Here is a 21,639-nt window from a genome sequence, read left to right as displayed (position 1 = left end):
GTCGCCGATGCCGCGATCAAGACCCACCGCCGTACCCGCGCCGGTGACGCGCACGAGCGCGGCGTCACCCCGAAGACCGCGCCGATCGGCGTCGGACTCGGACTGCCCCGAATCGGCGCATGAGGCGCTCGGCATGATTCCTCAACTCGACGTCATCGGCATCATCGTTACCGACATGGCTGCCTCACTAACTTTCTACCGCCACCTCGGAATCAATTTCCCTCCAGGCTGCGAGAATCAGCCGCACGTCCAAACAACCCTCAGCAATGGTCTGAAACTCGCACTCGACACCGACAGCATCACCAGGGCCTTCCACGCCGAATGGCGGACACCTCCCCGAGACGCTGGTCGCATCGTCATCGCTTTTCGATGCGCAGACCCGCTACATGTCGATTCTGTCTACGCCAGCCTCGTAAGCGCTGGATACTATGGCGAGCTAGACCCCCACGACGCCTTCTGGGGACACCGCTATGCGATCGTGCAAGACCCTGACGGTAACCGAGTGGACCTCTACGCGGGGCTGGATAGGAAAGTGTCGGGTTAACGGCTCGGGTTCACTTCCAGTAGCGGTTTGACCCCGATCCACCCGGGTCTCTACGCGCCCGAGGTGCGAGGACCACCGGTTTTCGGGTAGGAGACGCTGGTCTACCAAGCTTTCCGCTGGTTCTTCCTGGCCGTAGGGACCCAGGCGTGGTTCAGGTGGTGACCTGCCATAGTCGCCAGCCGCCCGCCCAAGACGAGTGCGGGCAGGTGCAGCACGAGCTTGTGCTGTGGGCGGGCGGAGCGGCGGTGATCCTTCTACACACCCACGCGGAGTTCGCGCCGAACCGCTCCGAGAGTATGCGCCAGCGGGCCGTCGATAAGGTAGACGAATACGGTCTCGATGACCGCCTGGCGACAGTCGATGATGTCGGCGTCGACTGTGGGGTCGTTGCTCGCGCAAATACCCAGTTGCGGCCGTTTCCGCTCACGTTGATCCTGAGGTCGCCGCTCACGCAGTTCCCCATGTGTGGTGGTGGGTGTGGTCCTCGCAGGAAGTTGGCTGCGCCGTCGGATGGTGATGGGCAGCTGGGATGGGCGAGGAGTACCCAGTGCGTGTTGTGGCTACGTACGTGGCATTTGCTGACTATCCGCTGTTCACCGATGCGGGCACCCCCCTGGCCCGTAAGACTTGAGTCTACGCACGAAATCTGTCGATCTCGTCCCGAATGGAGTGACCGCCCTTGAAAATGGTGCTCGACAAGTGCGGTTAGGATCCCAGCCGCGCACAGCGCAGTGACGCACCCTTGAAGCAATGACGCCCTGCCGGGTTCCAACCATCGGGTTCACACTACCCGCGCACTCGCCGGTGCCAATCTCGACCGATGCCCGGCCACCTGGAGTGCCGATCGAAGACAACCTATATTTCTGTATTCGTTGAACGGGTTGGCCGCGAACCATGAATTCATGGCCGGTCAAATAGAAATCAGGTGAGTACATATCGCCTCGTGATGACAAGAGTGTTCGGCCATGGAGATGGTTCCCCTCTGTATGGCCAACCGATCGGGATAAGGTCCGTCCAATGACTAAAATACTTCCTCTTGCATACGGATACTTACGTGATGACATAATCGAAAATGCTGGATATGGGTCAAGCGATGCCAGGCTACGTGAGGCCGCCGCGTCACTCGGCTACGAACTGGGCACCGTATTCCATGAGCCGACGCCAGAGTCGGGGACACTCCCCCCTGCGTTTGTCGATCTCGTCGCCGAATGCCGCCGAGCCGCGGCGCACGCCGTAATAACACTGCACGGACATCTGTCGAATATGGCTATATGTCGAATGGTCTTGCTAGCGGTCCTTGACGTGCGAGCGGATGCCGTGGTGCATGAAGTTGGGTCGTGACCCGGGCTTGATCGGTTGATCAACTGCAGCTCACCAACTGCGCCATGTCCACCAGGGCCTGTGCGCGCGGTGGTGTGCACATGGCCCCATACTGGTGGCCGAGCTCTGTTGTTTGCTACCGATTCAGCCGAACACGCGTGCTTGGACAAGCAACCCAGCGTCGGAGCCTAGGACTGACAGTACCTAGGCTGTTCAGGCATACTGCCGCCAGAATGAAGCCGTGACTTCCCCTCGCTTCGAGTTCGGCGAACTCCTGCATGCCTGGCGCGACCGCCTTTCCCCGGCCGACGCCGGCTTCGCTATGACGGACGGCCGTCGGGCCCCCGGATTGCGCCGGGAGGAACTCGCACAGCTAGCCGGGCTTTCTGTCGACTATATTCAGCGCCTTGAACGGGGACGCGCCCGCAATCCGTCGCCGCAGGTAGTCGGCGCCCTGTCTCGAGCGCTTCAGCTCTCCCGGACTGAGCGCGACGACTTCTATCGCAGTGCAGGTTTATTGCCCCCGCGCGACGGGACGATCGACACCCATGTGCCTCCAAGCATGCAACGGATCGCCGCGCGTCTGGAAGCATTCCCGATCGGAATCTTCGCTGCGGACTGGTCCCTGGTCTGGTGGAATGGGATGTGGAGCGCCCTGCATGGCGACCCGTCTTTGGCGCCGCCGACTGAGCGGAACCTCGCACGGGCGCTGTTCGGCACCGGTTTTGCGCGGGCGTCCATGCGCCCTTTCTCGTCCTACCACGCCGAAGACGCTCTCGAATCCTCGATTGTCGCCGACCTCAAAGAGGCAATATCCCGCTACCCCAAGGATCGACAACTTCAAAGCCTGGTACATGACCTCACAACCACGTCGGACACCTTCGCGCACCTGTGGGCGACGTCGACGGTATCCAGGCATACTTCCAACCGGAAGACGATCTTGCATCCGGAGGTCGGCGCCATCACTCTCGACTGCGACGTCCTGCTCGTACCAGGAGCGGACCTTCGCATGGTTACGTACACTGCCGCAGCCGCAAGCGGCGCCGCGCGCAAGCTCGACCTTCTGCGGGTGACGAACGGTCGCACCGCCACAGCACCTCTTCGATCGGATCGCGGCCATCCGGCGGAGGGTTGTGAAGACCGTTTTCAGCGGCGGGACCCAGGTACGCTGCTATAGAATAGCTCTACGACATAAGGCAGATCCCTCCTATCAGCCGCAGCTCCTGGTCGGCGCGATCGTGTCGGATTGGTCGCCTTGGGTGTTCGACCACCGCTGCAGGGCACTCCGAGCCGAGCACCTCCAACACAACAACCACGCAGTTCATCGGAGAAACCTCACGTCACGCGGCACCCATCGTCTCCCTGGACGCACGGCGATCGGATCTCAAGAATCCATGAACAGATTATCCATGAACAGATCTTCGAACCCCGATGAAACCTCACCTCTGAGAGGTGATCATACACCTGCTACAATCCGCGATGATTCAAATCTGCCAGCTCCCACCAGTGAGTTCGTCGGACGATATTCAGAGTTGCGACAGATCGAGAACCTGCTGCGATTAGAAAACAGTCGACTCATCACTCTCGCCGGACCCGGCGGTATCGGCAAGACGAGGTTAGCGGTTGAGGCACTTCGCCGGTTCCGAAATACTCCCGATCGACCTATCTACTGGATACACTTGGCGCGGTTGAAGGGCGACGCAACCAGCAACATGATCGCGGAAGAGATTTTGCACTGTATTGCAAAAATAGACATGTCCGGTCGCCCTGCAGCGGATGTTCTTATAGAAATACTTTCCACCCCTGGCCCTGCCGAGCCTCGTCGATCGATTCTGGTAATGGACAATTGCGAGCACGTGCTCTCCGGCGCCGCTCAACTCATAATCAGATTACTGACGATCCCTCGATTAACTATTCTGGCGACCAGTCGGCAGGCAATGGGATGGGCCGACGAGCACCTCATAGACGTGCCGCCGCTTTCACGTGCACATGCATTGGAACTCTTACGACGGCGAGCGGCAATCATTGGCAGACCGATATCAGACAGCCCTGACCAACTGTCCACTGCAGCCGAGATTTGCCTGCATGTCGATAACAATCCCTTGTTCATCCGGCTCGCCGCAGCGCGGCTGCGTAATCGGCCGGCGAAGGCTGTACTCCGAGAATTGACAGGCAATTTCGATGACAAACGCCTGCAGTGGTCGCACGGCGTGCGTGCTGGCGTCGAGGAACGCCATCTCAGTGGTCACAGTATCATTTCCTGGTCTTACGGGTTATGTACGGATGCTGAACAACTGCTACTCGACCGGATGTCGGTCTTCGCGACGAGCTTCGAAGCGCACCACTACGAAAGTAGGATCAGTGGAGCTGAACTCGATGCAATTGTGACGGTGTGCGCCGACGAGGCTTTGCCGTCCGAAACAATCGAGCCGTTGCTGGAGACATTGACGGAGCGTTCGCTGGTCTCAACAAATATCACTTCAACAGCAGTACGGTACTTTCTACTCGAAAGCGTACGGGTGTTCGTCAGCGGTCAGCTGAGGAACCGAACCGGAGAGTTGGATGAAGAAAGGCTGCTCGCACGACTCCGACGCTACTACCGAGACCGAGTCGTTGCCGGATCGGCGATGCGGTCGAGCCGCGAACAGAGCGACTGGATAGAATGGACGCGTGGCGCCTGGGAGAATATTCTGACCGGTATCGAGACCAGCCTTACAACTCCCGATGAAGCCGCCGTAGGGATCGAGACCGCAATCGCATTCATATCACTGCAATGCCCATTCGTAATTTCTTACGCCCCGAGCTCGATGACCGCATATATTCAGCGCGCCATGGAAGCCACTCGAGACATCGGCCCGGTGCCTATCGAGCTTCGAGTAGCGGCACTAGCGGATATCAGTCATCTCGCGCTGTGGCAAGGCCATTATGCCTATGGCGCCCGTCTTCTGGAAGAATGTGCCGACATCTGCATATCCGACGTGGCACAGCGTCATGAATGGCGTGAAACAGCCCTCTCTGACATCGGCCTGCCAGCGGTCGTGGAGTTCACCTGGGGACTAGAACTTATGCTGACCCGCTCAGACCCACGTGCTCCACATGTATTCGCCCGCGCCCGGAGCAAATTTGCCGAAAGCGGCGACAAGGCGGGTGAGCAACGTAGCGAATTGTTCGAGGCACTGGCCTACTCCATGGTCGGCAATGGACCGCAAGCGCTGTGGTTTTCCCGTCAGCATCTCGATCGCGCGCTCAAGTCGGATGATACCGGCTGGGTCATTCCTTCAGCTGAATTGGCCTGGATGCTCGCGCTGACCTTGCACGGTGATCCGCACGAAGCATTGAAGGTTGGGGCCGGAGTGCTAAAGGCAGGCATCGATCCGTGGACAGCCACCTGGGCGCTTCGCTTCGGCGCTGCAGCACTCACCCGCATCCTCGCGAATCGTATAGATTCAGGAGATTCCGAACGAGACGAATTAGCAGATTCAGCCATGGACATCGCCATTCTTCAGGGAAGTATGGCTGAAGCGCACCGGTCGATGGGAATATCCGTCGCTGAACTAGCAATCGTTGCATCCGAAGAGCACCGCACCGCTGACGTCATCAAATCGATACTCGGCGATGAGACTTACGCCGCTGCCGTGAACCAAGGCGCTCTAATAAGGCCCAATTCACCGGAGCTGCAGCGAATTATGGTGAGCAGTCGATCCGGCGACGACTTGCGGAAGATGCCGGCCGATAGTCGTGCAACTTCTCGTTGGCAGGAACTCTCCCCCGCCGAACGTGAGATTGCAGTGCTGGTCGCTGCTGGCTGGGCCAACAGCGCGATCGCTGCACGCCGCGGCAGCTCCATCCGTACTGTCGACACACAACTGTCCGTCATTCTCCGGAAACTAACACTTACTAGCCGGATGGATATCGCCACGGTCATACCGACCGAACTCAAAAAGCGAGTCCAACTTGAAGCTAACGAGCGCCCAACCCGTCTTCGCCGAAGCTAGCTATGCCAGCAGTTCGCGATCCGGCCTGTAGTGCCCGAAATACTGCCACTGCATCTCACCCAGCGGAGTCCCTTCTCCACGAACCCCACCCGATCAAGCTACTGTTTTGCGCCTGATCCGTTGATTGTAGGATTCGGCGGTGGCGAGGACTGGCCGGCCGTGGTCGGGGCCGGATTTGGTGGTGACTGAGGCTCAGCGTCGGGAGTTGATACGGGATGCGCGGGCGTCGACGCAGGCGTATGCGCTGCGGTGCCGGATCGTGCTGGCGTGCGCCGAGCCGGCCATGTTCAATACCCATGTTGCGGCCGAGGTGGGTGTGTCGGCGATGACGGTGCGTAAGTGGCGGGGCCGCCTTATCGACTACGGCCTCGCGGGCCTGGCCGATGAGCCGAGGCCGGGCCGTCCGCCGTCGATCCTGCTCAGGTGCAGCAGGTGGTCGAGCTGACCCTCGAGCAGCCCCAGCCGATGCCACGCACTGGTCACGGTCGTCGATGGCCGAGCGGACCGGGCTGTCGAAGTCGACGGTCGGGCGGATCTGGCAGCGGTTCGACCTGAAACCGCACCTGACCGATGGGTTCAAGATCTCCACCGACCCGCTGTTCGTGGTGAAGGTCGCCGATGTCGTCGGCCTTCACCACAATCCTCCCGAACGGGCGGTGGTGCTCTGCGTGTACGAGAAGGCCTAGATCCAGGCACTGGATCGGTCACAGCCGGTCACGGATTGTTCGTTGAACAGAAGAGATACCGGTGGAGCAGGAGGGCGCAGCTCACCGACTCCGGCGACGCGTTTCCGGGATACCGTAGGAGGCCGCTAACCAAGCGAGCCCCGGACCGTGTACGTCGGTTCGAAGCTCGTTTGAGGGTTTTCACGCCTATCTGCCGATCGCGCAGTAGTTTGAACGAGAGTTAATGTACACCCGCGTCGGATCTTTTTCCAAATTTTCGGCGACAATCGCCTGCTCGATCGCGACCGCCGCGGCAAACGTTGCCAGTTCATGGAAGAAGAGCTGATCGACTACATCCTCGCAGAGGTGATTGGGAAGGCGATCGAGCCACTGGTCGAACTTTGTTAGGTCGGTGTGTCGGCTCAAGTTCTGTTGTGATTCTCGAGACCAGGCCGGGATGGATTACGGTGAGCGGGCACGGGTCGACGAGTAGCTCATAATCCAGCCGATCCGCACCATCGGTCACATCATGAGCTGGACACCGGGCCGCACAAGCCACCACCAGCGCCGAACGGCGGAAAAAGCATGACCGCGTAGTATCTGACGGTTCGAAAAGTCGTGAGCCGATGCCCGTCACCTTTCTCGTGGGTACCGAGATCGGGCTTACGGCCGCCAGGCTCGGTATGACTTCTTGCCCCTACTTGCCGGCATCCACCCCCTGTCGAACGCGTCCTCGGACCCCGCATCGCCCACCCAGCGGTGCTGGAGATTCTGTCGCGGCGCGGCGGTCCCGAAGGAATCCGGGCCGCCGGTCGGCGCAAACTCACCGCCATCGCCACCAAACACGCCCCACGCATGGGCGCGCGGCTCGTCGATGAAAACTTAGCCGCGTTGCCCGCGCAAACCGTCACCGTTCCCGGCACCAAAGCCGCTGAAACAGTGCTCCCGAAACTGGCAGATTCGTTGAATGTAATTCTGCTGTAACGCAAGCAGATCGCCGAGGACATCGACGAGATGCTCGCCGACCACCCTCTTGCCGAGGTCCTGACTTCGATGCCCGGCATCGGAGTCAGGACCCGGACCCGCATCCTGCTCGAAGTCGGACGCCACGGCGTTCGCCTCGGCCGGCCGCCTCGGCCTCCTACGCCGGCTTCGCCCCGATCACCCACCGCTCCGGCAGCTCCATCCGCGGTGAGCACCCGGCCCGGTCCGGCAACCACAAGATGAAGGCGGCGACGAGGTCGAGGAATCCTTGGTGGCTGTCGGTGCGTCGTTCCCAGCGGATGGCGAGGCGGCGGTACTGGTGGAGCAGCGCGAGGCACTGTTCGACGCCCCAGCGTCCGGCGGTCACCTTGTCGCGGGTGCCGCGGCGGGGGATGCAGCCGGTGATACGGCGTTGCCGCAGTTCGGTATAGACGCTGAGTTAGTCGTAGCCCTTTCCGCAATCAGGGTGTCGACCCGATGGCGCGGCCGGCCGAGTCGCCCGCGCAAAGGTTGTACCCGGTCGAGCAATTCGGGCAGCGCGAGGTGGTCGTTGAGGTTGGCACCCGACAGGGACAACCGTAGCGGGCCGGTTGCTACCTATGTCATCGACAACCCGACGAGTCCGGGTCGACTCGCAACATGCAATGCCACAGGTTCCGTATTCAGCAGTGTTCGCAGAGCAGGGACCCTCGGCCAACCGCCGCGGGCATCGGTGCTCCGGCGGCCGCCGTGCGGGCTGGCCGGTGGCCTGCCGGAGCTGGTGCTCATCGATCAAGGCAAGGACTTCCCGTCCGGCCCGGGCACACCCAGAGCACAGGAAGGTTGTCGGTGGTGCGGGCGATGGTTGGCCTGCTTGCGAGTCATAAGGCATACGCAAGAATCGGCGTCTAGGTCTCCCCGGGGCGCGACAAGCTGCTCCTGACGGCGCTGTGGTCACCGCCTAGCTGGATCCACTGGCAGCATGTCGGCAGCCAGCACTGCGCGTACGGCGTCGACGGCGGCCTGTTGAAGCGGCGAGAAGAGATGATCCTGCCGCGAGAACAGGACAAGACGTTCGTGGATGACCAGCTCGGGTACGTCTACAGCGACAAGGCAACCTGCGTCCACTTCAGGTTGCATTGCATATGCGGGCGCGAAAAGCGCCCAGTCATTAGCAATCGCGGCCCGTTTGATGGCCTCTACATGGCCGAACCGAATGATGAAGTTGGGATCAAGGTGGGTGGTCATTCGTAATCGCTCCACCAGGTCGCGGTAGACCGCGTTGCGTGGCGCACCCACGAGCGGCAATGACATTGCTGCCGAGATCGGCATCGAGCGGCTCGGCGGCGCCGCGGTCGGCGTCATGTACAGGATCAGAGGTTCAGACCGCAGGAACTCGGCTTCGACCGACTCGGGCAGGTGACGTTGATCCCAACTGACGACCGCGAAATCCGCATCGCCGCTCTCCACCGCTTGCAACGCCTCGCCTGGCTGTGCAATGTGCAATGTAAGATCGGCGCGGGGACGGGCCTGGCGCAGGTCCGTCAGGACTTTTGGCAGCAGGTACGTGCCTACCGCCATGCTTGCCCAGATAATGACACTGCCGCCGAGCCCGGTCGCAAGGTCACTGACATCGCGCCGGATCTGCGCCGCACCCGCCAGCACATCGCGGGCCCAACGATCGGTGCGTTCACCTGCTTCGGTTAACACTAGCCGGTTGCCGTTACGTTCGAACAACTTCGCCCCTAGCCACATTTCGAGGGCCCGCAACTGATTCGATACCGCAGGCTGTGCCACCATGAGCACCTCTGCCGCACGGGTGACGCTGCGTTCCTCAACCACCAGCCGGAAAATTTCAAGCCTACGAAGGGAGAGCTGCGTGTCCATACACTTCAATATAGGGCGCGTTGCCACCCATCCGTCTTCATACGTCCGCCGGTATTCTAGAGCCGTACACTCGAGCGAGGGTGGGCGAGCGCAAGCGCATGTTCGAAGAAGATCAACTGGCGCTGAACTCGATCGGAGCGATCATCACGCAGACTCGTAAGCTGGCGGTCGTTTTCTGACGTGAGCCTCCGCGGGCCGTCTTGCCTTGACTCGAGCATCGGGCTGTTGAAAAAACAATCGCCGCGATGTCTACTACTCGCACATGGAAAGGGTCGACTGGTACAGCTGTACAACAACGTCCACCTGCGCAAGCAACTGGACTACGCGCAACGCTGCCATGTTGACCGGCGCTCGACCGAACTACAGGTGTCAAGCCGATGTCCCACTGTGGTAAGGGTCCCGGCAAGCGATCTAAGCACCCTTTCGCCGCTGGGCCTGTGCCAGGTGTGGGCGGCGGTACCACAACACAACATACGTCGACCTCGGCCGCAATGTGGGTGTTGGATCGCCTGGCACGGCGCAGGCCAGCGCCATCCTGCGTCGCAACGGCTATGCCTGCGTCGATGTCGCCGCCCAAGCACCCCGATCGACTTCCGATGCTGCGTCTCGGTCACCGTCAACTCCGGCCGCGCAGCACTCGCTACCGCCGAGCGATATTTGCTAAACGTATGTCAGGCTCAGAAGCATAGCTGGCCTCGGAGAAGAAGCGGCTTGCCGCACGGCAAGCCGAATTGCCGACAGAATGCCCCACATGAGAGAGGATGTTAGCGGTGGTGGGTCAAGCGTTCCCTCATAGCATAGGTCTTGGCGTGGTGCGGCATTTTGGTTGATCGCGATGTTCCGGTCGCGGGGGGCGTATTGGATACGTACGTATGACCGGAGCATTCTCGGATGTGTTCCCAGTGTGATTCTGTAGGATCCGTCGATACATCAACAATCATCGAACTTCCTATTGCGCTTCCATCACAAGGAAGGAATTGAGACCGCGGATCTCCGTGAAGTATGGTTGCGCTTTATTTGTTTTCGGTACTGCATACTGCATACTGCATCAAAGAATTGAGCGCTTGTCGCGGGCTCGAGCAACAATGATCCTTCTATTGATACGGAATGTTAATGGAATGTTAGAGCGTGCACTCTGGCAATGTTGGCCGCGCTGGTGGGCGGACTTCCATCAGGGCGCATCAATGGAATATATGTCAAGGTGGAACCACATGCCGGAGACTGGCGTACGGATAGCAACGCGCACTGTTGACCGGAACTCGCGCCCCCCTGATTGGCGAGGTAGGCGTAGGCGCTTTCTCGGATATCTATCTCTTGGATTCGCGCTCATATTCACTGCAGTAGCCATAATGCTACCAACTTGGATAGCCGATACCTTGATCAAATTTCCGGCGCAAGTGCGTGAGGTGGGCACTGCCTCCGGTGCAGGTTCGCTGCTGAACATCAATACCCTACTCCAAGGAAAACTCGAGGTTGAGCACGAGGTTCCTATAAAGGGATACTCGGTGATGACCAGTGTGGAGCCGACGAACGCTGAAACCGTCACGCTACGTGTCGCCCAGCAGGTAGTGCGATTGGACCGCCCGGGCCCCAAAGGGCTTTCAGATGCAATTGTGGACCAGGTGAGCATCGACCGGAGCAATGGGCGACCGCAGCGCAGACCGGCTATGACGGTATTCGAGCCAGCGCAGAAACCACTCCAGACGATCCGAACCGGATTCCAGTACAAACTTCCCTTCAATACAGGAAGACACGATTATCCATACTTCGACGTCGGTTCTCAGCAAGAGATCGCCCTGAAGTACCTCGATGACGCCACTTCCCTCGATGGCTTGCAACTGCTCCATTTTCGAACTCAATTGCATTCCGCTCCCCTAACCGGTCTCCTACCGATGCGAGGTAGTGTCACTCTACCCGCTCGTATTCTAGAAAATAGTAGCTCTGAGCAGGTGGTGACGATGCACCTATTTAGTTCAGCTATCCGTGATTTTTGGGTTGAACCTGCCACCGGCTCAGTGGTCTCGGCCGCGGAGCGCCAACTCAAATATCTGGTGACCAGTCCCGGCGGTTCCCCTTCTCTGACGGTCTTCGAGGGCACTATGCGCTCCGACGAACAAACCGTCATGAAATTGATAAAAAAATCCCATGAAGCGCGCCAGGAGATAGCGCTGCTGCGCACCGACGCGCCTGTCATCGCCTCGATAGCGGCTGCAGTAACCCTCGCATTCGGCGCGTGGCGCTTGCCACCTATCTGGCAACGAGGCCGTACTTCATGAGTAGTACAAATTCGCCGAAGCCGCATACCCCACTCGGATTAGGAGAACAATGGGCTCGCCTAATCTTTACACCTCTGATTGCGAACCGAATGCCTCAACGCCAACCACTGGACTGTCGCGCGGACCAGCCTGCTCGAGACATGTATGTGACTTCAATCCCGGCCATTTACATTAATCCGAATATGGTGTGGCTATGAGCGATGCGGCGGAATCAAACGATCGGCCCTGCTCGGTGCCGCGATTCGATCCTCACGACACTACAGTGCTGAATGAACCGTATTCAGTGTATTCGACTTACCGTCGATGCGACCCGGTGCATTGGGGGCAGCCCTACACTGTGGGCAGCGCGGGGTGTTGGTATCTATTCCGGCACGATCACATTTTGTCGGTACTAAAGGATCCTCGCTTTCGTCGGAATTTTGTACCGCTTTCGTCCGAAGCTAGTATCGCGCGTAAATCCGGGGATCAGCGGTTCGCCGAGTTATCGGGTCGTCTATTGTTGTCGACCGACCCTCCCGATCATGGGCGTATGCGTGCGCTGCTGGCTGCGGGTTTCACACCCGGGGCGACGCAACGCTATCGGGCGCTGACAGCGCATATCGCCAGCCGGCTGATCGATGACGCGCTCGCTGCGGCGGCGGCGTTCGACGTGATCGAAGACTACGCCGTGCCGGTATCGATTGCCGTTATCTGCGCTGTCCTCGGCATCGCTGCAGATGAGATCGATCCGCAGCTACCAGAATGGATTTCCGCATTCGGCCGTGGTTTCGATCTCCGCAAAGACCCATCGGCCATGAGGCAAGCCGGTGATGCAGGCGACAAGCTGTTGGAGTACTTTGACTATGTCGTCACGGGCCATGACAGGTCACAGCCCGGTGTTGTCAGTGTCTTGCTCGATGCCTATCACACCGGGCGATTGACTGGCGAGGAGTTGCTGTCGTTGTGTGTGCAGATCGTGTTTGCAGGACACGGCACGACGGTTGCGCAAATAGGCAATACCATCTTCGATCTTCTCACCCACGATGACCAACTGGTGTTGCTTAGGCGGTACCCGCAGCTCATTTCGGGCGCGGTGAGCGAGAGTCTACGGTTCAACGGCTCGGTCCACTCGGCGGCAGCGCGGAAGCCCATCGAGGATGTCGTCCTCGGCGACGCACTCGTTCGAGCCGGACAACCCGTCATCGGGTTCGTCGCTGCAGCGAACCGAGATCCGGCCGTTTTCGCCGACCCAAATAAATTCGATATCACGCGGGATACCACATTGTCGATTGCATTCGGCAGTGGGATTCACTACTGCCTTGGTGCCCGCCTGGCCCGCCTCGAATGCGAAATCGCTGTGAGCACTCTAGTTCAGCACCTGCCGGGGCTTGCGTTGCAAGAGCAGACACCTCCACGTCACGCGAACATAGTACTGCCGAGCATGCGAAATCTGCTGGTGACAACGTGAGCATTGGCCCCGCGCCAGATTGTGGCGACGGGCGAAAATTCTCACGGCGGCCGAAATCGAGACTGGGGATAGACCTCGAGGTCCTGCAAATGCCCACGGTGTACGTGTCTTCTCCCTCCGACCGGAAGCCGAGAGTTGGAACCGCTCTGCCGGTGCCTCGTATTCACTGTGCTCGAGCGAGGCTAGGTGCATCAGAATCGACGACGCCACCGGAGCCTCGCTGGCCATCCACCCATGACGACAAACGCAATTCGCCAGAATATTCGGCAACGGAACGGACATCGACATCTGCTCTCCCCTTGAGGCACCGACGGTCCGATTGGGCCTCTAAGGTCGTGGGCAGCGCGGACGCATCCCACAGGACTATCGACATCCGCGCACGCAGTGGCAGGCTCCTTGGTGAGGCCGGGGATCTGAAGCGTCGAGTTCGGTCACTGGTCGGAACGCGCGGGGTCGGTCATCCCAAACGAGCCCGCGCTGTCGTGAGCCCCGTCCCCGTTACCTTGTTCGTGGGACTGAGACCGGGCCCACGGTCGCAGCGGCCCGGTATGCTTTTTTTCTCAGGCGAACGCATGATCCGGGGGTGGAGTCGTCGGGCGCCGGTGGCGTCGACGGAGCGCTGATGGGGACAGGGCGGCTGCACAGGTCTCTTCGTAACTGGTGTTCACTTCTGCTGACACATCGATTTCCCAATACACAACGTATGCCTGTCGCACTCCGTGTTTCCCCATCGAGTGCGTAACCGCTGGTAGCCACAGTCACCTGTCGAAACCTCAACGCCCGGCACCCACGACGCCGTGGGCTTGGATTCGAACGGCAAATGACTTTTTCGAGAAGGCCTTGCCACCGACGAAGCCCGACTGTGGGCAGTGTACGACCAGCTCGCCATCCGAGGCGGACTGTTGATCTTGGTTGATCAAGCCAACACCATCGGCGCACCGCCGCCGCGCCTGAGGTCACGACATCGCCTATCTGCCCGGGGTTTGGTGCGCCGCATCGCGAGGAAATTCTGAAAGCAGCCTCGCTTCTCTTTCGCGCGGGTGATCAACTTGCGGCGCCGTCCATCTGTGCGCTCATCCGCGGTATGCGTGTATCCGGGGCTTCCGCGTCGATCCGATCTCCCGCGTGCTCACCGAGTTGGGCGTGCAGGCGCCGGACGCACATAGCGGAACCGGAAGACCGCGCCCGCCTCGGCGCGGACGTTCCCGGCGACAAGAACTTGCCCCAAGGCAAAGCTGTACCGACGCCGGGCTCGTCGATGCCCGGCCGCACTTGGCGCTGGCTGTCGAGCCGGGACGTGAACTGTCATATTATTACTGTCTCGCATCCGCTCATTATGTTGCGAGATCCATTCCAGAACGGGGACAGGGTTCGCCGGAGTGGATAGCGAGGACTGGTTCGCTGAGAAGTGGTTATGCGCGCTGAGCCTTGACAGGCGTGCCGTCGATACCACTTATGTCGTACCGACGGGTGAAGAGCCCTGCGATACCGAACTCCGCCATGCGCGCCAGCACTGCCTGCGCACCAGGGCTGTCATTGTGCTGCTGGAAAGCACGGGCGGACTCCCATTCCTCCAAAAGATGGAATACCCCCAGCTCGACGAGATCGGCGGTGACCTGGTACCGGATCACCCCGGGCTCCTTCACGACCTGCGTAGCCCACTCGATCAGCGCTTGGGCGAGTTCGTCGTGCCTACCGGAGTCGGCTTCGATCCTCACGTACAGGACGATGGGCTCTACCGGTTCAGCCAACGGGCTGAGATTACGTGCAGCGGCTTCGGTGAGACGTTCGCGAGTCCCTTCAACGGTAGAGATCAGGAACTCATCGGCGCGCAGACCACCCACAAGGCGGCTCGCGACGTATTCAGGTGTCTGCATCGTCGACGGATCGACGGCCGCTGCCACGACGGCGGCGGGAATGCCCACGGTGGAAATCTCCCGGGCGTGCCGGGTATTGGTCTGGTCGGGCGCCAGCACGCTGATGCCGACGTTCCGCGCGGCCAGATACGGAGCTAGGTTGCGGGCCAACGCAATCTGAGCGGCTTTGGTCACGACGTACGGGGCCGCCAACCCCGGCACGTCGTCAGGAAACAGGCCAAGTCCGGAGCTGGTGACGACGAAGTGACCACGCGAGGCGGTCAGATCCGGCAGAAATGCATGCAGAGCCCGCACGGTGCTCAGTACGTTGACGTCAAATATGTTCTGCCAGGTCCGGATCGGAATGCTCTCGGGCGGTCCGGCCAGTGCATAGCCTGCGTGGCACCACACGATGTCCACATGCTGGTATTTTTGGCACGCCAGTGCTGCCACTGCTGCCACATCGGATTCGCTTCCCACGTCGCAATAGGCGAATACTGCGGTACCACCGGCGCGCTCGATCGCCGCGGCCGTCGCGCGCGCGGCCTCTTCGTCGATGTCGGCAACAAGAATGGCGCAGCCCGCCTGCGCGAGCGCGAGCGCACCTGCGCGCCCGATTCCGGAACCGCCTCCGAGTATGACCACCGTCTTGCCATCCATTTTCAAAGTTCTTACCTCCCGGCGTCCATGCGGTCGGTCACCGCTTCCCAGGCGTTGGTGTTGTCGAACCCACTCTCACCAGCCAGATACTCTTCAAAGACTCCGTCGGGATCACGTTCGGCCCTGATCTGTTGCAGTCGAGTCCAACTGGCATCGGTCAGGCACTTCACCCGGCGGTTCTGCTGGTCGGAATCACCCCAGTACTGACCGATCGTCAGCGGCTCCAAGTCCTGCATCGCCGACAACAACCAGTCACGATGTATCTCGTCGCTGGCGGAATCTTCATAAATAACATACGTTCCGATCATCACATCGGTTTTGAGCGACATCGCGATGTCGGGTCCCTCATGGGGAAGGGCGAACTGAAAGAAGGTGTGCCCCGGTTCATTTCGAGGGCGTTCGAGAACGAGCCGGCTGCTGGCTGCCACGATTTGCGACGGCGCGCCATCAACCCAGGCAGAGTCGACCCGGTAGCGGTAACCACTGGGATGGCTGGAGTCGACGAAAGCGTACTCGTTCTGCAGGGTTGTCGGATGGGGATCGATGGCGAAGAGGGCATGGTTTGCGAACGGCCCTTCGGTCAGTGGCGCCAGCGCAGCGCGGCTTTCATCCTCGCTGTTGCAGAAGGCGACTGCCCACACCACGAACAAAAGCTCGCCATCGGGGTGACCAGGAATCGGAAACTGAGGCACAGAGGAGATCGCAACTAAATGCACGGTGTCGGGAATCGAGTGCTGCTCGGCGCAGAGCCATCCCAGCACATCCGCGTATTTGTCGACGGGGAACGCCTGGACCATCGACGACAGTCCCACCGGAATCGGGCGAGTGCGCAGGTGGAATCGGGTGATGATGCCGCAGTAGCCAGGACCCGCACCGCGCGCGGCCCAGAACAGATCTACGTTCTGCGTGTCGTCGGCGCGGATGAGTTCCCCGTCTGCGGTCACGACGTCGATCGCTACAATCTGTTCCGCCGACCATCCCCAGCCGCGGAAGTTCCATCCGATCCCGCCCTGCAGCAGAAAGCCACCGACACCGACCGAGGAACACCCTCCGCCGGGGAAGAAGACACCGAACTGTTCGAGGTAGGGATTAAGCTCTTGTCCACCAGTGACCGCTGGCGTGACACTGACGATTCCGGTCGTTGCGTCGTAGTGAATGTCCTTCAACCCGAAGAGATCAATGAGTAGCCCGTCGTCACGCAGGCCCCACACCGGAAAACTGTGGCCGCCAGATTTGACGCCGACCTTCCAACCGCGTTCCCGCGCCAGACGCACACCCTCGACGACGTCGTTCTCGGTCTCGGCGAGCAGCACGGCTGCGGGGAATCGCTGTGGATGTCGGGAGTGGTGGATCCTTGCGATGCGCGCGTGTTCATATCCGGCTTCGCCCCGTACGATCAACGCTCCGGTGAATCGCTCGGTCGTGGTGCTGTCAGGACTCATCGTCGAGTTCCTTTCATTGCGCTATACTCGGGAATTAATTCGCTACTCTGCGCCAAGAGTTCTTTTGCTGCTGTTTTCCCCTGCGGGCTCAACGCGCACAGTGGCGGACGAACTAGATCCGAAGTAAGTAACCCCATCGACTGCAAAACCCATTTGACCGGCGCCGGATTCGTCTCGATGAACAGCAGGTCCACCAAAGGGTGCAAGCGATAATGCAGGTCCAGCGCGGCGCTGTATCGGCCGGATATCCAAGCGCGATATAGATCTGCGACAGCGGTGGGTGCCAGATTCGCGACCGCGCTGATCATGCCGACGCCGCCGATAGCGAGCAGCGGCAGCGCAAGCAGTTCGACCCCTGACCACACCATCAACTCCGGGCCGGCGATGCGGATCACGCGCGAGAAATGCTCAAAATTCTTCGTGGTTTCTTTGATTCCTATTATGTTGTCGAAGTCGCTGAACAACCGCGCCACTGTCTCCGGCGCGATTTCGACGGCAGTCCGTGACGGCACGTTGTAAATGGCGATCGGGAGATCGGGGAACTCCGTCGCCACGGTCGCATACCAGTCGTACAGTCCCTCTTGGGTCGGCTGCGCGTAGTAGGGCGTGATGATGAGCACTGCATCCGCGCCTGCCTCCTGCGCGGCGTCGGTGATTTCGATGGTGTCCTCGAGATTGGCTGCTCCGGTACCGGGAACGAACGGCACGCGATCGGAGATCTCCTCCGCGACAATGTCGATTGCGCGGATGCGTTCTGCGACTGTCTGCGCTGCCGGTTCGCCGGTGGATCCACCGATCGAGATGCCGTCAGATCCCGACGCAATCTGCCAGGAGGTGATGCGGCGCAGGGAATGCACGTCGAGTTCACCGTCAGTGGTGAAGGGCGTTACGAGGGGAGCTATAGATCCGCGCAGCGCGGTAGGAGTCATTCGGAATCTCATCGAGCCTCCATCAGACCGGGTTCGACGACGCGCAGAAACGCGGTCAGTGCCGCCGAATCCGATAGCCCCATGCCGAGCGGTTTGAACACCGTTGGCCCCGATGCGGTGTCGTCGGGTGCGACAGTGCCTGCGACGACGTCCGCCAACCTGTGCACCCGCGACCAGTCGTCGCCAAAGAACTCACGCAGCTCGCGGGAGGATCGTCGTGCATTCTCTAGGTTGTCCACCACCGTCAGCTTCGCCGAACCCAGCAGACGCGGGTCGAACTCGGCGTTCGAAGGAAGGATCGCACCGACCGCGTTGAGATGAGCGCCTGCAGCGAGGTCATCGGCGGCTAGTATCGGTTCGGTCGCACGAGTCACCAGAGTGACGATCCCGACGCCACGCACCGCGTCCCGCAGTGTATCGGCCACGACAACTGATGCGGGGACGTGCGCCCTGATCTGTTCGGCGAATGCGTCGCGACTACTGGGGCGCGGACTCCAGACGCAGATCCTGCGCAATGGGCGAACGGCGTGGACAGCCAGGACCTGGGACAAAGATTGGCGTCCCGAGCCTATGATCGCAAGCTCGTCGGCGCCGGAAGCGGCGAGTCTGCGAGTTGCGACGCCGACAATCGCGGCAGTGCGCACGGCGCCGAGGATCCCGGCCTGAACCACCGCATGTAGCCGACCGTCCTCCGCATCGAAGACGGTCGCGACGGCTGCGGCACCACGCGGGGTGTTGACCCACGTCTTGAACGCCACCAGCGACTCGCCCAGATCAAGTGCACCAAGCGCGTGGGCGCTGCTCCGTTCACCCCACGTGGTCATAGTCTTCGGGATGTTCGTCGCGGTACCTTCGTGTTCACGTCGCAAGGCGAACTCCACTTCCTCGATGACGGTCTCGAGTGAAAGCTTCGCGAAGACGTCGGCCTCCCTGTAGAAACGGATGTCGGTGTTCATTTGCCGACTTCACGTGGACCGACGTAGCCGGTGACACCGGCTTCTGATCCCAGGGTCAAGATCGGACCATCCATGCTCTCCTGCCAAATCAGCGACTCCATGCCGATATGCAGCGGGTGGTCCTGTACGGTGAACACGCCGATCGCGTCCGGCCCGGGGACGTGGAGGTGCTCGCGCCACCCTGGCGCCGACAGCAGCAGATCTCCCGGACCCCACTCGATCGTCTCGCCGTCGATAACACTTTTGCCGGTGCCTCGAAAGTGATAGTTGATCGCCGCCGAGATATGCCGGTGACCACGTGTCCCCTCAGGCATGGGCGGGAATCCCGCCGGAACTTGTGTGGCGGTGACGAAGAAGCTGTGAGTCGCGCCGTTACGGCGTTCGGTGGCGGGATTGTAGTACGCGAGAATTGCGCGTTTGCCGTCACCGAGCTGGTCGCTCAAGTGTTGCGAGACCGCAGCCCACGGCCAATGCTGAGCCTGGTTCTCCACGACCTCGATGTCGGTGAGAAACTCGTAGCCGCGGACGCGTGACCCGAACTCGGAGACTTCGAAGTCCGGCGCGTTCGTCCGATTGTACTGTGCAGAACCTTCGCGTGCAGGCGTGGGCGTGGGCGTGGCCGCGGTCATTTCGGCCAAGGGCTCTGCGTAGCTCACACCAATCTTGCTGAGCAGCGGATAGTTCGAGTAAGTCAAGCGTACCCATAATTCGTTGCTGTCGTTGCGGTAGCTGTAGGGCCTCATCGATGGGATGTTGCAGACGTCCCAGCGCGAAAGGTGGATTGTGCGCCCTCCGACCTCCACCCGGCCTTCCCCCTGGATTCCGATGACAACGTTGCTGCTGTTGCGTCGGAGTGGCTTCGTCGCTTCACCTGGGAGCAGCACTTCGACGACAACGTCAATACCAGGAGCGAAGCTGCGCACCGATCCTACGGAGTCGGGGTGTACGATGCCTGCGGCACGGTAGCCGTCGGCAGGTTGCGGCATCGAAGCGAGCCGCTCGATCTCGGCATGGATCTCCGCGGCCCGAACCTTGAACGGTCGCCATGGAACCGGCTGCTCCGTGCGCCCCCCAGGATGCGCATCGAAAGTGGCCATCTCCCCAGTGCTGAGTGGATCGGCAATCATCATTGATCGGTGTCCTATCGAGTGGATTGCTGCCACGAGATATCGTTGGCAGTGACTATGTTTCCCGGCCCCGTCGTGACGCTGTGCCGAAGCGTGCCGACGCCCGGCACACTGACCTCGAGTTCGTCTCCGGGCTCGAGGAACCGTGGCGGGTTCTGACGGTAACCTGAGCCCGCGGGCGTCCCGGTGGCGATGACATCACCCGGTCGCAGGGGGGTGAAAGTGCTTACGTAGCTGACCAGCGAGGCGAAATTGAATAGGAGACTTGACGTCGAAGCCTGTTGCACGACATGGCCATTCAGTCTTGTTGTCAGCTCAAATGGCCCACGGCCTGCCTCGTCTACGGTAGTGACCCACGGACCGCACGCACCACTGGCGAACCAATTTTTTCCAGCTGTCGCCTGGGCCGAGTGGGTCTGCCAGATTCGCTCGCTGTTCTCCGCCATTGGGGTGAAACCGGCGATGTGATTCCAAGCGTCATCTACCGGGATCCGCCGACCACCCTGACCGATCACGAGAGCTAACTCGCCTTCCCAGTCGAGGGCGCGGCTGTCGGCCTCGGTCACCACGGGATTCCCACTACCAACAAAGGAATCCGGGAAGCGAACGAACAGTGTTGGGTACTCGCCGGCTCGGCGATGATCCTCGCTATCATGGGACGCGTAGTTGAAGCCGACACAAATGATCTTGGCCTCCGAAGTGAATGGAGGCAGCCAGACGATCTCGTTCGCGGGAATGCAGATGTCGCTTTCCAGCACCGACGTCCGGGAGTTCGCGAGCAGATTGCTGAACGTCCCTGCACACTGGTCCAACGCGACGATGCCATCGGGTCCGACGATGCCGTACCGAACGTGGTTGCGATAGAAGAAGCGGGCTAGTTTCATGATCCTGTTCTTTGCGGTGGCCGTATGTGCAGTTCTATTCGCTAATAGCGGACCAATCTGCGATGCGCCTGCACACATCAGTAGATCCCTGATCGACACACGAATCCATTGTCAATTTCTTGATATGTGCATAATGTACACGTTATGGGTGATTTCAGTCGTTCCGAAGCGATGTAGACAGAGTGAGGTCTCAGACCATCGGAATACACGAGCGAAGGGCCGACGATGCTTGCATACGCATCCCGGTGGTGCCGATGTAACTGTGCGGCCGCGCTCATGGTGAGTACGACTATTCCTCTCGTGGCGCGCCACCCCGCAGCATTCTCGATCGTGTGGTGAGATTGCGCCGTGAGTTTGAGGAGTCCGGCTCCCGATTCGCCAATGTAGGTGACAGCTGTAGCCGACGGTCGTGACGACCGCGATGCAGTTGGCGCGACGAGCGTTTGTTTCCCCGACCGTCCGGTCGACCAGCAACCGCTTGATCAATAGAATTCGCCGACTTGGGGGTCCGCGTAGTCCTTCTTCAATATGTTTCCAGGCGCGGAGGGCATTCCAAGTGTTCGTCGTGAATCGGACTCCTCCGTACGAAGTTGGGCCGGATGTCCATGTCGGGTGGGTCGTAGTAGCGGTGGAAGGTCGGGGTCAGGCCGGAGGAGATCGGCGGGTTGATCCAGGACCAGTCGGTGGG

Annotated in this window: 17 protein-coding genes and 1 pseudogene; 8 read left to right on the top strand and 10 right to left on the bottom strand. The window is 60.5% G+C overall.

Going from position 1 to position 21,639, the window contains the following annotated elements:
* The first annotated feature begins 133 nt into the window (after positions 1–133).
* The 5 genes from ACIHAX_RS36895 (at position 134) to ACIHAX_RS36875 (ending at position 6,545) form a co-directional block, all read left to right on the top strand.
* The gene (locus ACIHAX_RS36895; protein WP_397282313.1) at positions 134–544 is read left to right on the top strand and encodes a VOC family protein; all 411 of its coding nucleotides are present in this window, start codon (positions 134–136) and stop codon (positions 542–544) included.
* Between the two features lie 1,561 nt (positions 545–2,105).
* Positions 2,106–3,041 (top strand): helix-turn-helix transcriptional regulator, encoded by a 936-nt coding sequence (locus ACIHAX_RS36890; RefSeq protein ID WP_364439185.1) that lies wholly within the window; start codon positions 2,106–2,108, stop codon positions 3,039–3,041.
* A gap of 232 nt (positions 3,042–3,273) precedes the next feature.
* Positions 3,274–5,859 carry a LuxR C-terminal-related transcriptional regulator gene (locus ACIHAX_RS36885; RefSeq protein WP_364439181.1) on the top strand — a complete coding sequence of 862 codons (2,586 nt, stop codon included), beginning with the start codon at positions 3,274–3,276 and terminating at the stop codon, positions 5,857–5,859.
* Positions 5,860–6,040: 181 nt separating this feature from the next.
* Entirely contained in the window at positions 6,041–6,304 is a 264-nt protein-coding gene (locus ACIHAX_RS36880) for a helix-turn-helix domain-containing protein (RefSeq protein ID WP_364439178.1), read from the top strand.
* 46 nt (positions 6,305–6,350) lie between these two features.
* Entirely contained in the window at positions 6,351–6,545 is a 195-nt protein-coding gene (locus ACIHAX_RS36875) for a hypothetical protein (RefSeq protein WP_364439175.1), read from the top strand.
* A gap of 186 nt (positions 6,546–6,731) precedes the next feature.
* On the opposite strand, the gene ACIHAX_RS36870 is transcribed toward ACIHAX_RS36875, so the two are convergent.
* On the bottom strand, positions 6,732–6,950 hold the full coding sequence (locus ACIHAX_RS36870) for a hypothetical protein (protein WP_364439172.1): 219 nt from the start codon (positions 6,948–6,950) through the stop codon (positions 6,732–6,734).
* Positions 6,951–7,238: 288 nt separating this feature from the next.
* Between ACIHAX_RS36870 and ACIHAX_RS36865 the strand changes: the two are divergent.
* Positions 7,239–7,759 (top strand): annotated as a pseudogene (locus tag ACIHAX_RS36865) (transposase); the annotation flags it as partial.
* Here ACIHAX_RS36865 and ACIHAX_RS36860 read toward each other — a convergent pair.
* Positions 7,666–7,875 carry a hypothetical protein gene (locus ACIHAX_RS36860; protein WP_364439201.1) on the bottom strand — a complete coding sequence of 70 codons (210 nt, stop codon included), beginning with the start codon at positions 7,873–7,875 and terminating at the stop codon, positions 7,666–7,668. The pseudogene ACIHAX_RS36865 and the gene ACIHAX_RS36860 sit on opposite strands and share 94 nt — an antisense overlap.
* A gap of 566 nt (positions 7,876–8,441) precedes the next feature.
* Positions 8,442–9,374, bottom strand: coding sequence for a LysR family transcriptional regulator (locus tag ACIHAX_RS36855; protein ID WP_364439168.1), 933 nt, complete (start codon positions 9,372–9,374; stop codon positions 8,442–8,444).
* 1,085 nt (positions 9,375–10,459) lie between these two features.
* On the opposite strand from ACIHAX_RS36855, the gene ACIHAX_RS36850 reads away from it, so the two are divergent.
* Positions 10,460–11,650 (top strand): DUF3068 domain-containing protein, encoded by a 1,191-nt coding sequence (locus tag ACIHAX_RS36850; RefSeq protein ID WP_364439198.1) that lies wholly within the window; start codon positions 10,460–10,462, stop codon positions 11,648–11,650.
* 529 nt (positions 11,651–12,179) lie between these two features.
* On the top strand, positions 12,180–13,097 hold the full coding sequence (locus ACIHAX_RS36845) for a cytochrome P450 (RefSeq protein ID WP_364439165.1): 918 nt from the start codon (positions 12,180–12,182) through the stop codon (positions 13,095–13,097).
* 1,412 nt (positions 13,098–14,509) lie between these two features.
* On the opposite strand, the gene ACIHAX_RS36840 is transcribed toward ACIHAX_RS36845, so the two are convergent.
* The 7 genes from ACIHAX_RS36840 to ACIHAX_RS36810 form a co-directional block, all read right to left on the bottom strand.
* Positions 14,510–15,613: an SDR family NAD(P)-dependent oxidoreductase gene (locus tag ACIHAX_RS36840; protein WP_364439162.1), complete on the bottom strand. Its 1,104-nt coding sequence runs from the start codon at positions 15,611–15,613 to the stop codon at positions 14,510–14,512.
* 11 nt (positions 15,614–15,624) lie between these two features.
* Complete coding sequence (locus ACIHAX_RS36835) at positions 15,625–17,055, bottom strand: FAD-binding oxidoreductase (RefSeq protein ID WP_364439159.1); 1,431 nt, start codon at positions 17,053–17,055, stop codon at positions 15,625–15,627.
* Complete coding sequence (dapA, locus tag ACIHAX_RS36830) at positions 17,052–17,984, bottom strand: 4-hydroxy-tetrahydrodipicolinate synthase (protein WP_364439156.1); 933 nt, start codon at positions 17,982–17,984, stop codon at positions 17,052–17,054. Before dapA ends, ACIHAX_RS36835 begins: the two co-directional genes overlap by 4 nt.
* Positions 17,985–17,992: 8 nt before the next feature.
* Positions 17,993–18,940 (bottom strand): ornithine cyclodeaminase family protein, encoded by a 948-nt coding sequence (locus ACIHAX_RS36825; protein ID WP_397282306.1) that lies wholly within the window; start codon positions 18,938–18,940, stop codon positions 17,993–17,995.
* Complete coding sequence (locus ACIHAX_RS36820) at positions 18,937–20,070, bottom strand: hypothetical protein (protein ID WP_364439150.1); 1,134 nt, start codon at positions 20,068–20,070, stop codon at positions 18,937–18,939. Before ACIHAX_RS36820 ends, ACIHAX_RS36825 begins: the two co-directional genes overlap by 4 nt.
* Positions 20,071–20,081: 11 nt before the next feature.
* Complete coding sequence (locus ACIHAX_RS36815; RefSeq protein ID WP_364439147.1) at positions 20,082–20,951, bottom strand: fumarylacetoacetate hydrolase family protein; 870 nt, start codon at positions 20,949–20,951, stop codon at positions 20,082–20,084.
* 523 nt (positions 20,952–21,474) lie between these two features.
* Positions 21,475–21,639 (bottom strand): nitric oxide synthase oxygenase (locus tag ACIHAX_RS36810; RefSeq protein ID WP_364439195.1); only part of this gene is annotated, 165 nt, incomplete at its 5' end.

It is taken from the genome of Nocardia sp. NPDC051929 (genome assembly GCF_044548645.1).
GTDB classification, from domain to species: Bacteria; Actinomycetota; Actinomycetes; order Mycobacteriales; family Mycobacteriaceae; genus Nocardia; species Nocardia sichangensis.
The sequence above is the reverse complement of the archived record's forward strand: the minus strand, read 5'-3'. Positions and strand labels throughout refer to the sequence as shown.

What these genes read in the sequence shown, in the direction of transcription:
- ACIHAX_RS36895 (WP_397282313.1), top strand. Translation starts at nt 134, where the DNA reads ATGATTCCTCAACTCGACGTCATCGGCATCATCGTTACCGACATGGCT.
- ACIHAX_RS36885 (WP_364439181.1), top strand. Translation starts at nt 3,274, where the DNA reads ATGAACAGATCTTCGAACCCCGATGAAACCTCACCTCTGAGAGGTGAT.
- ACIHAX_RS36875 (WP_364439175.1), top strand. Translation starts at nt 6,351, where the DNA reads ATGGCCGAGCGGACCGGGCTGTCGAAGTCGACGGTCGGGCGGATCTGG.
- ACIHAX_RS36855 (WP_364439168.1), bottom strand. Translation starts at nt 9,374, where the DNA reads ATGGACACGCAGCTCTCCCTTCGTAGGCTTGAAATTTTCCGGCTGGTG.
- ACIHAX_RS36850 (WP_364439198.1), top strand. Translation starts at nt 10,460, where the DNA reads ATGATCCTTCTATTGATACGGAATGTTAATGGAATGTTAGAGCGTGCA.
- ACIHAX_RS36845 (WP_364439165.1), top strand. Translation starts at nt 12,180, where the DNA reads ATGCGTGCGCTGCTGGCTGCGGGTTTCACACCCGGGGCGACGCAACGC.
- ACIHAX_RS36840 (WP_364439162.1), bottom strand. Translation starts at nt 15,613, where the DNA reads ATGGATGGCAAGACGGTGGTCATACTCGGAGGCGGTTCCGGAATCGGG.
- ACIHAX_RS36835 (WP_364439159.1), bottom strand. Translation starts at nt 17,055, where the DNA reads ATGAGTCCTGACAGCACCACGACCGAGCGATTCACCGGAGCGTTGATC.
- dapA (WP_364439156.1), bottom strand. Translation starts at nt 17,984, where the DNA reads ATGACTCCTACCGCGCTGCGCGGATCTATAGCTCCCCTCGTAACGCCC.
- ACIHAX_RS36825 (WP_397282306.1), bottom strand. Translation starts at nt 18,940, where the DNA reads ATGAACACCGACATCCGTTTCTACAGGGAGGCCGACGTCTTCGCGAAG.
- ACIHAX_RS36820 (WP_364439150.1), bottom strand. Translation starts at nt 20,070, where the DNA reads ATGATGATTGCCGATCCACTCAGCACTGGGGAGATGGCCACTTTCGAT.
- ACIHAX_RS36815 (WP_364439147.1), bottom strand. Translation starts at nt 20,951, where the DNA reads ATGAAACTAGCCCGCTTCTTCTATCGCAACCACGTTCGGTACGGCATC.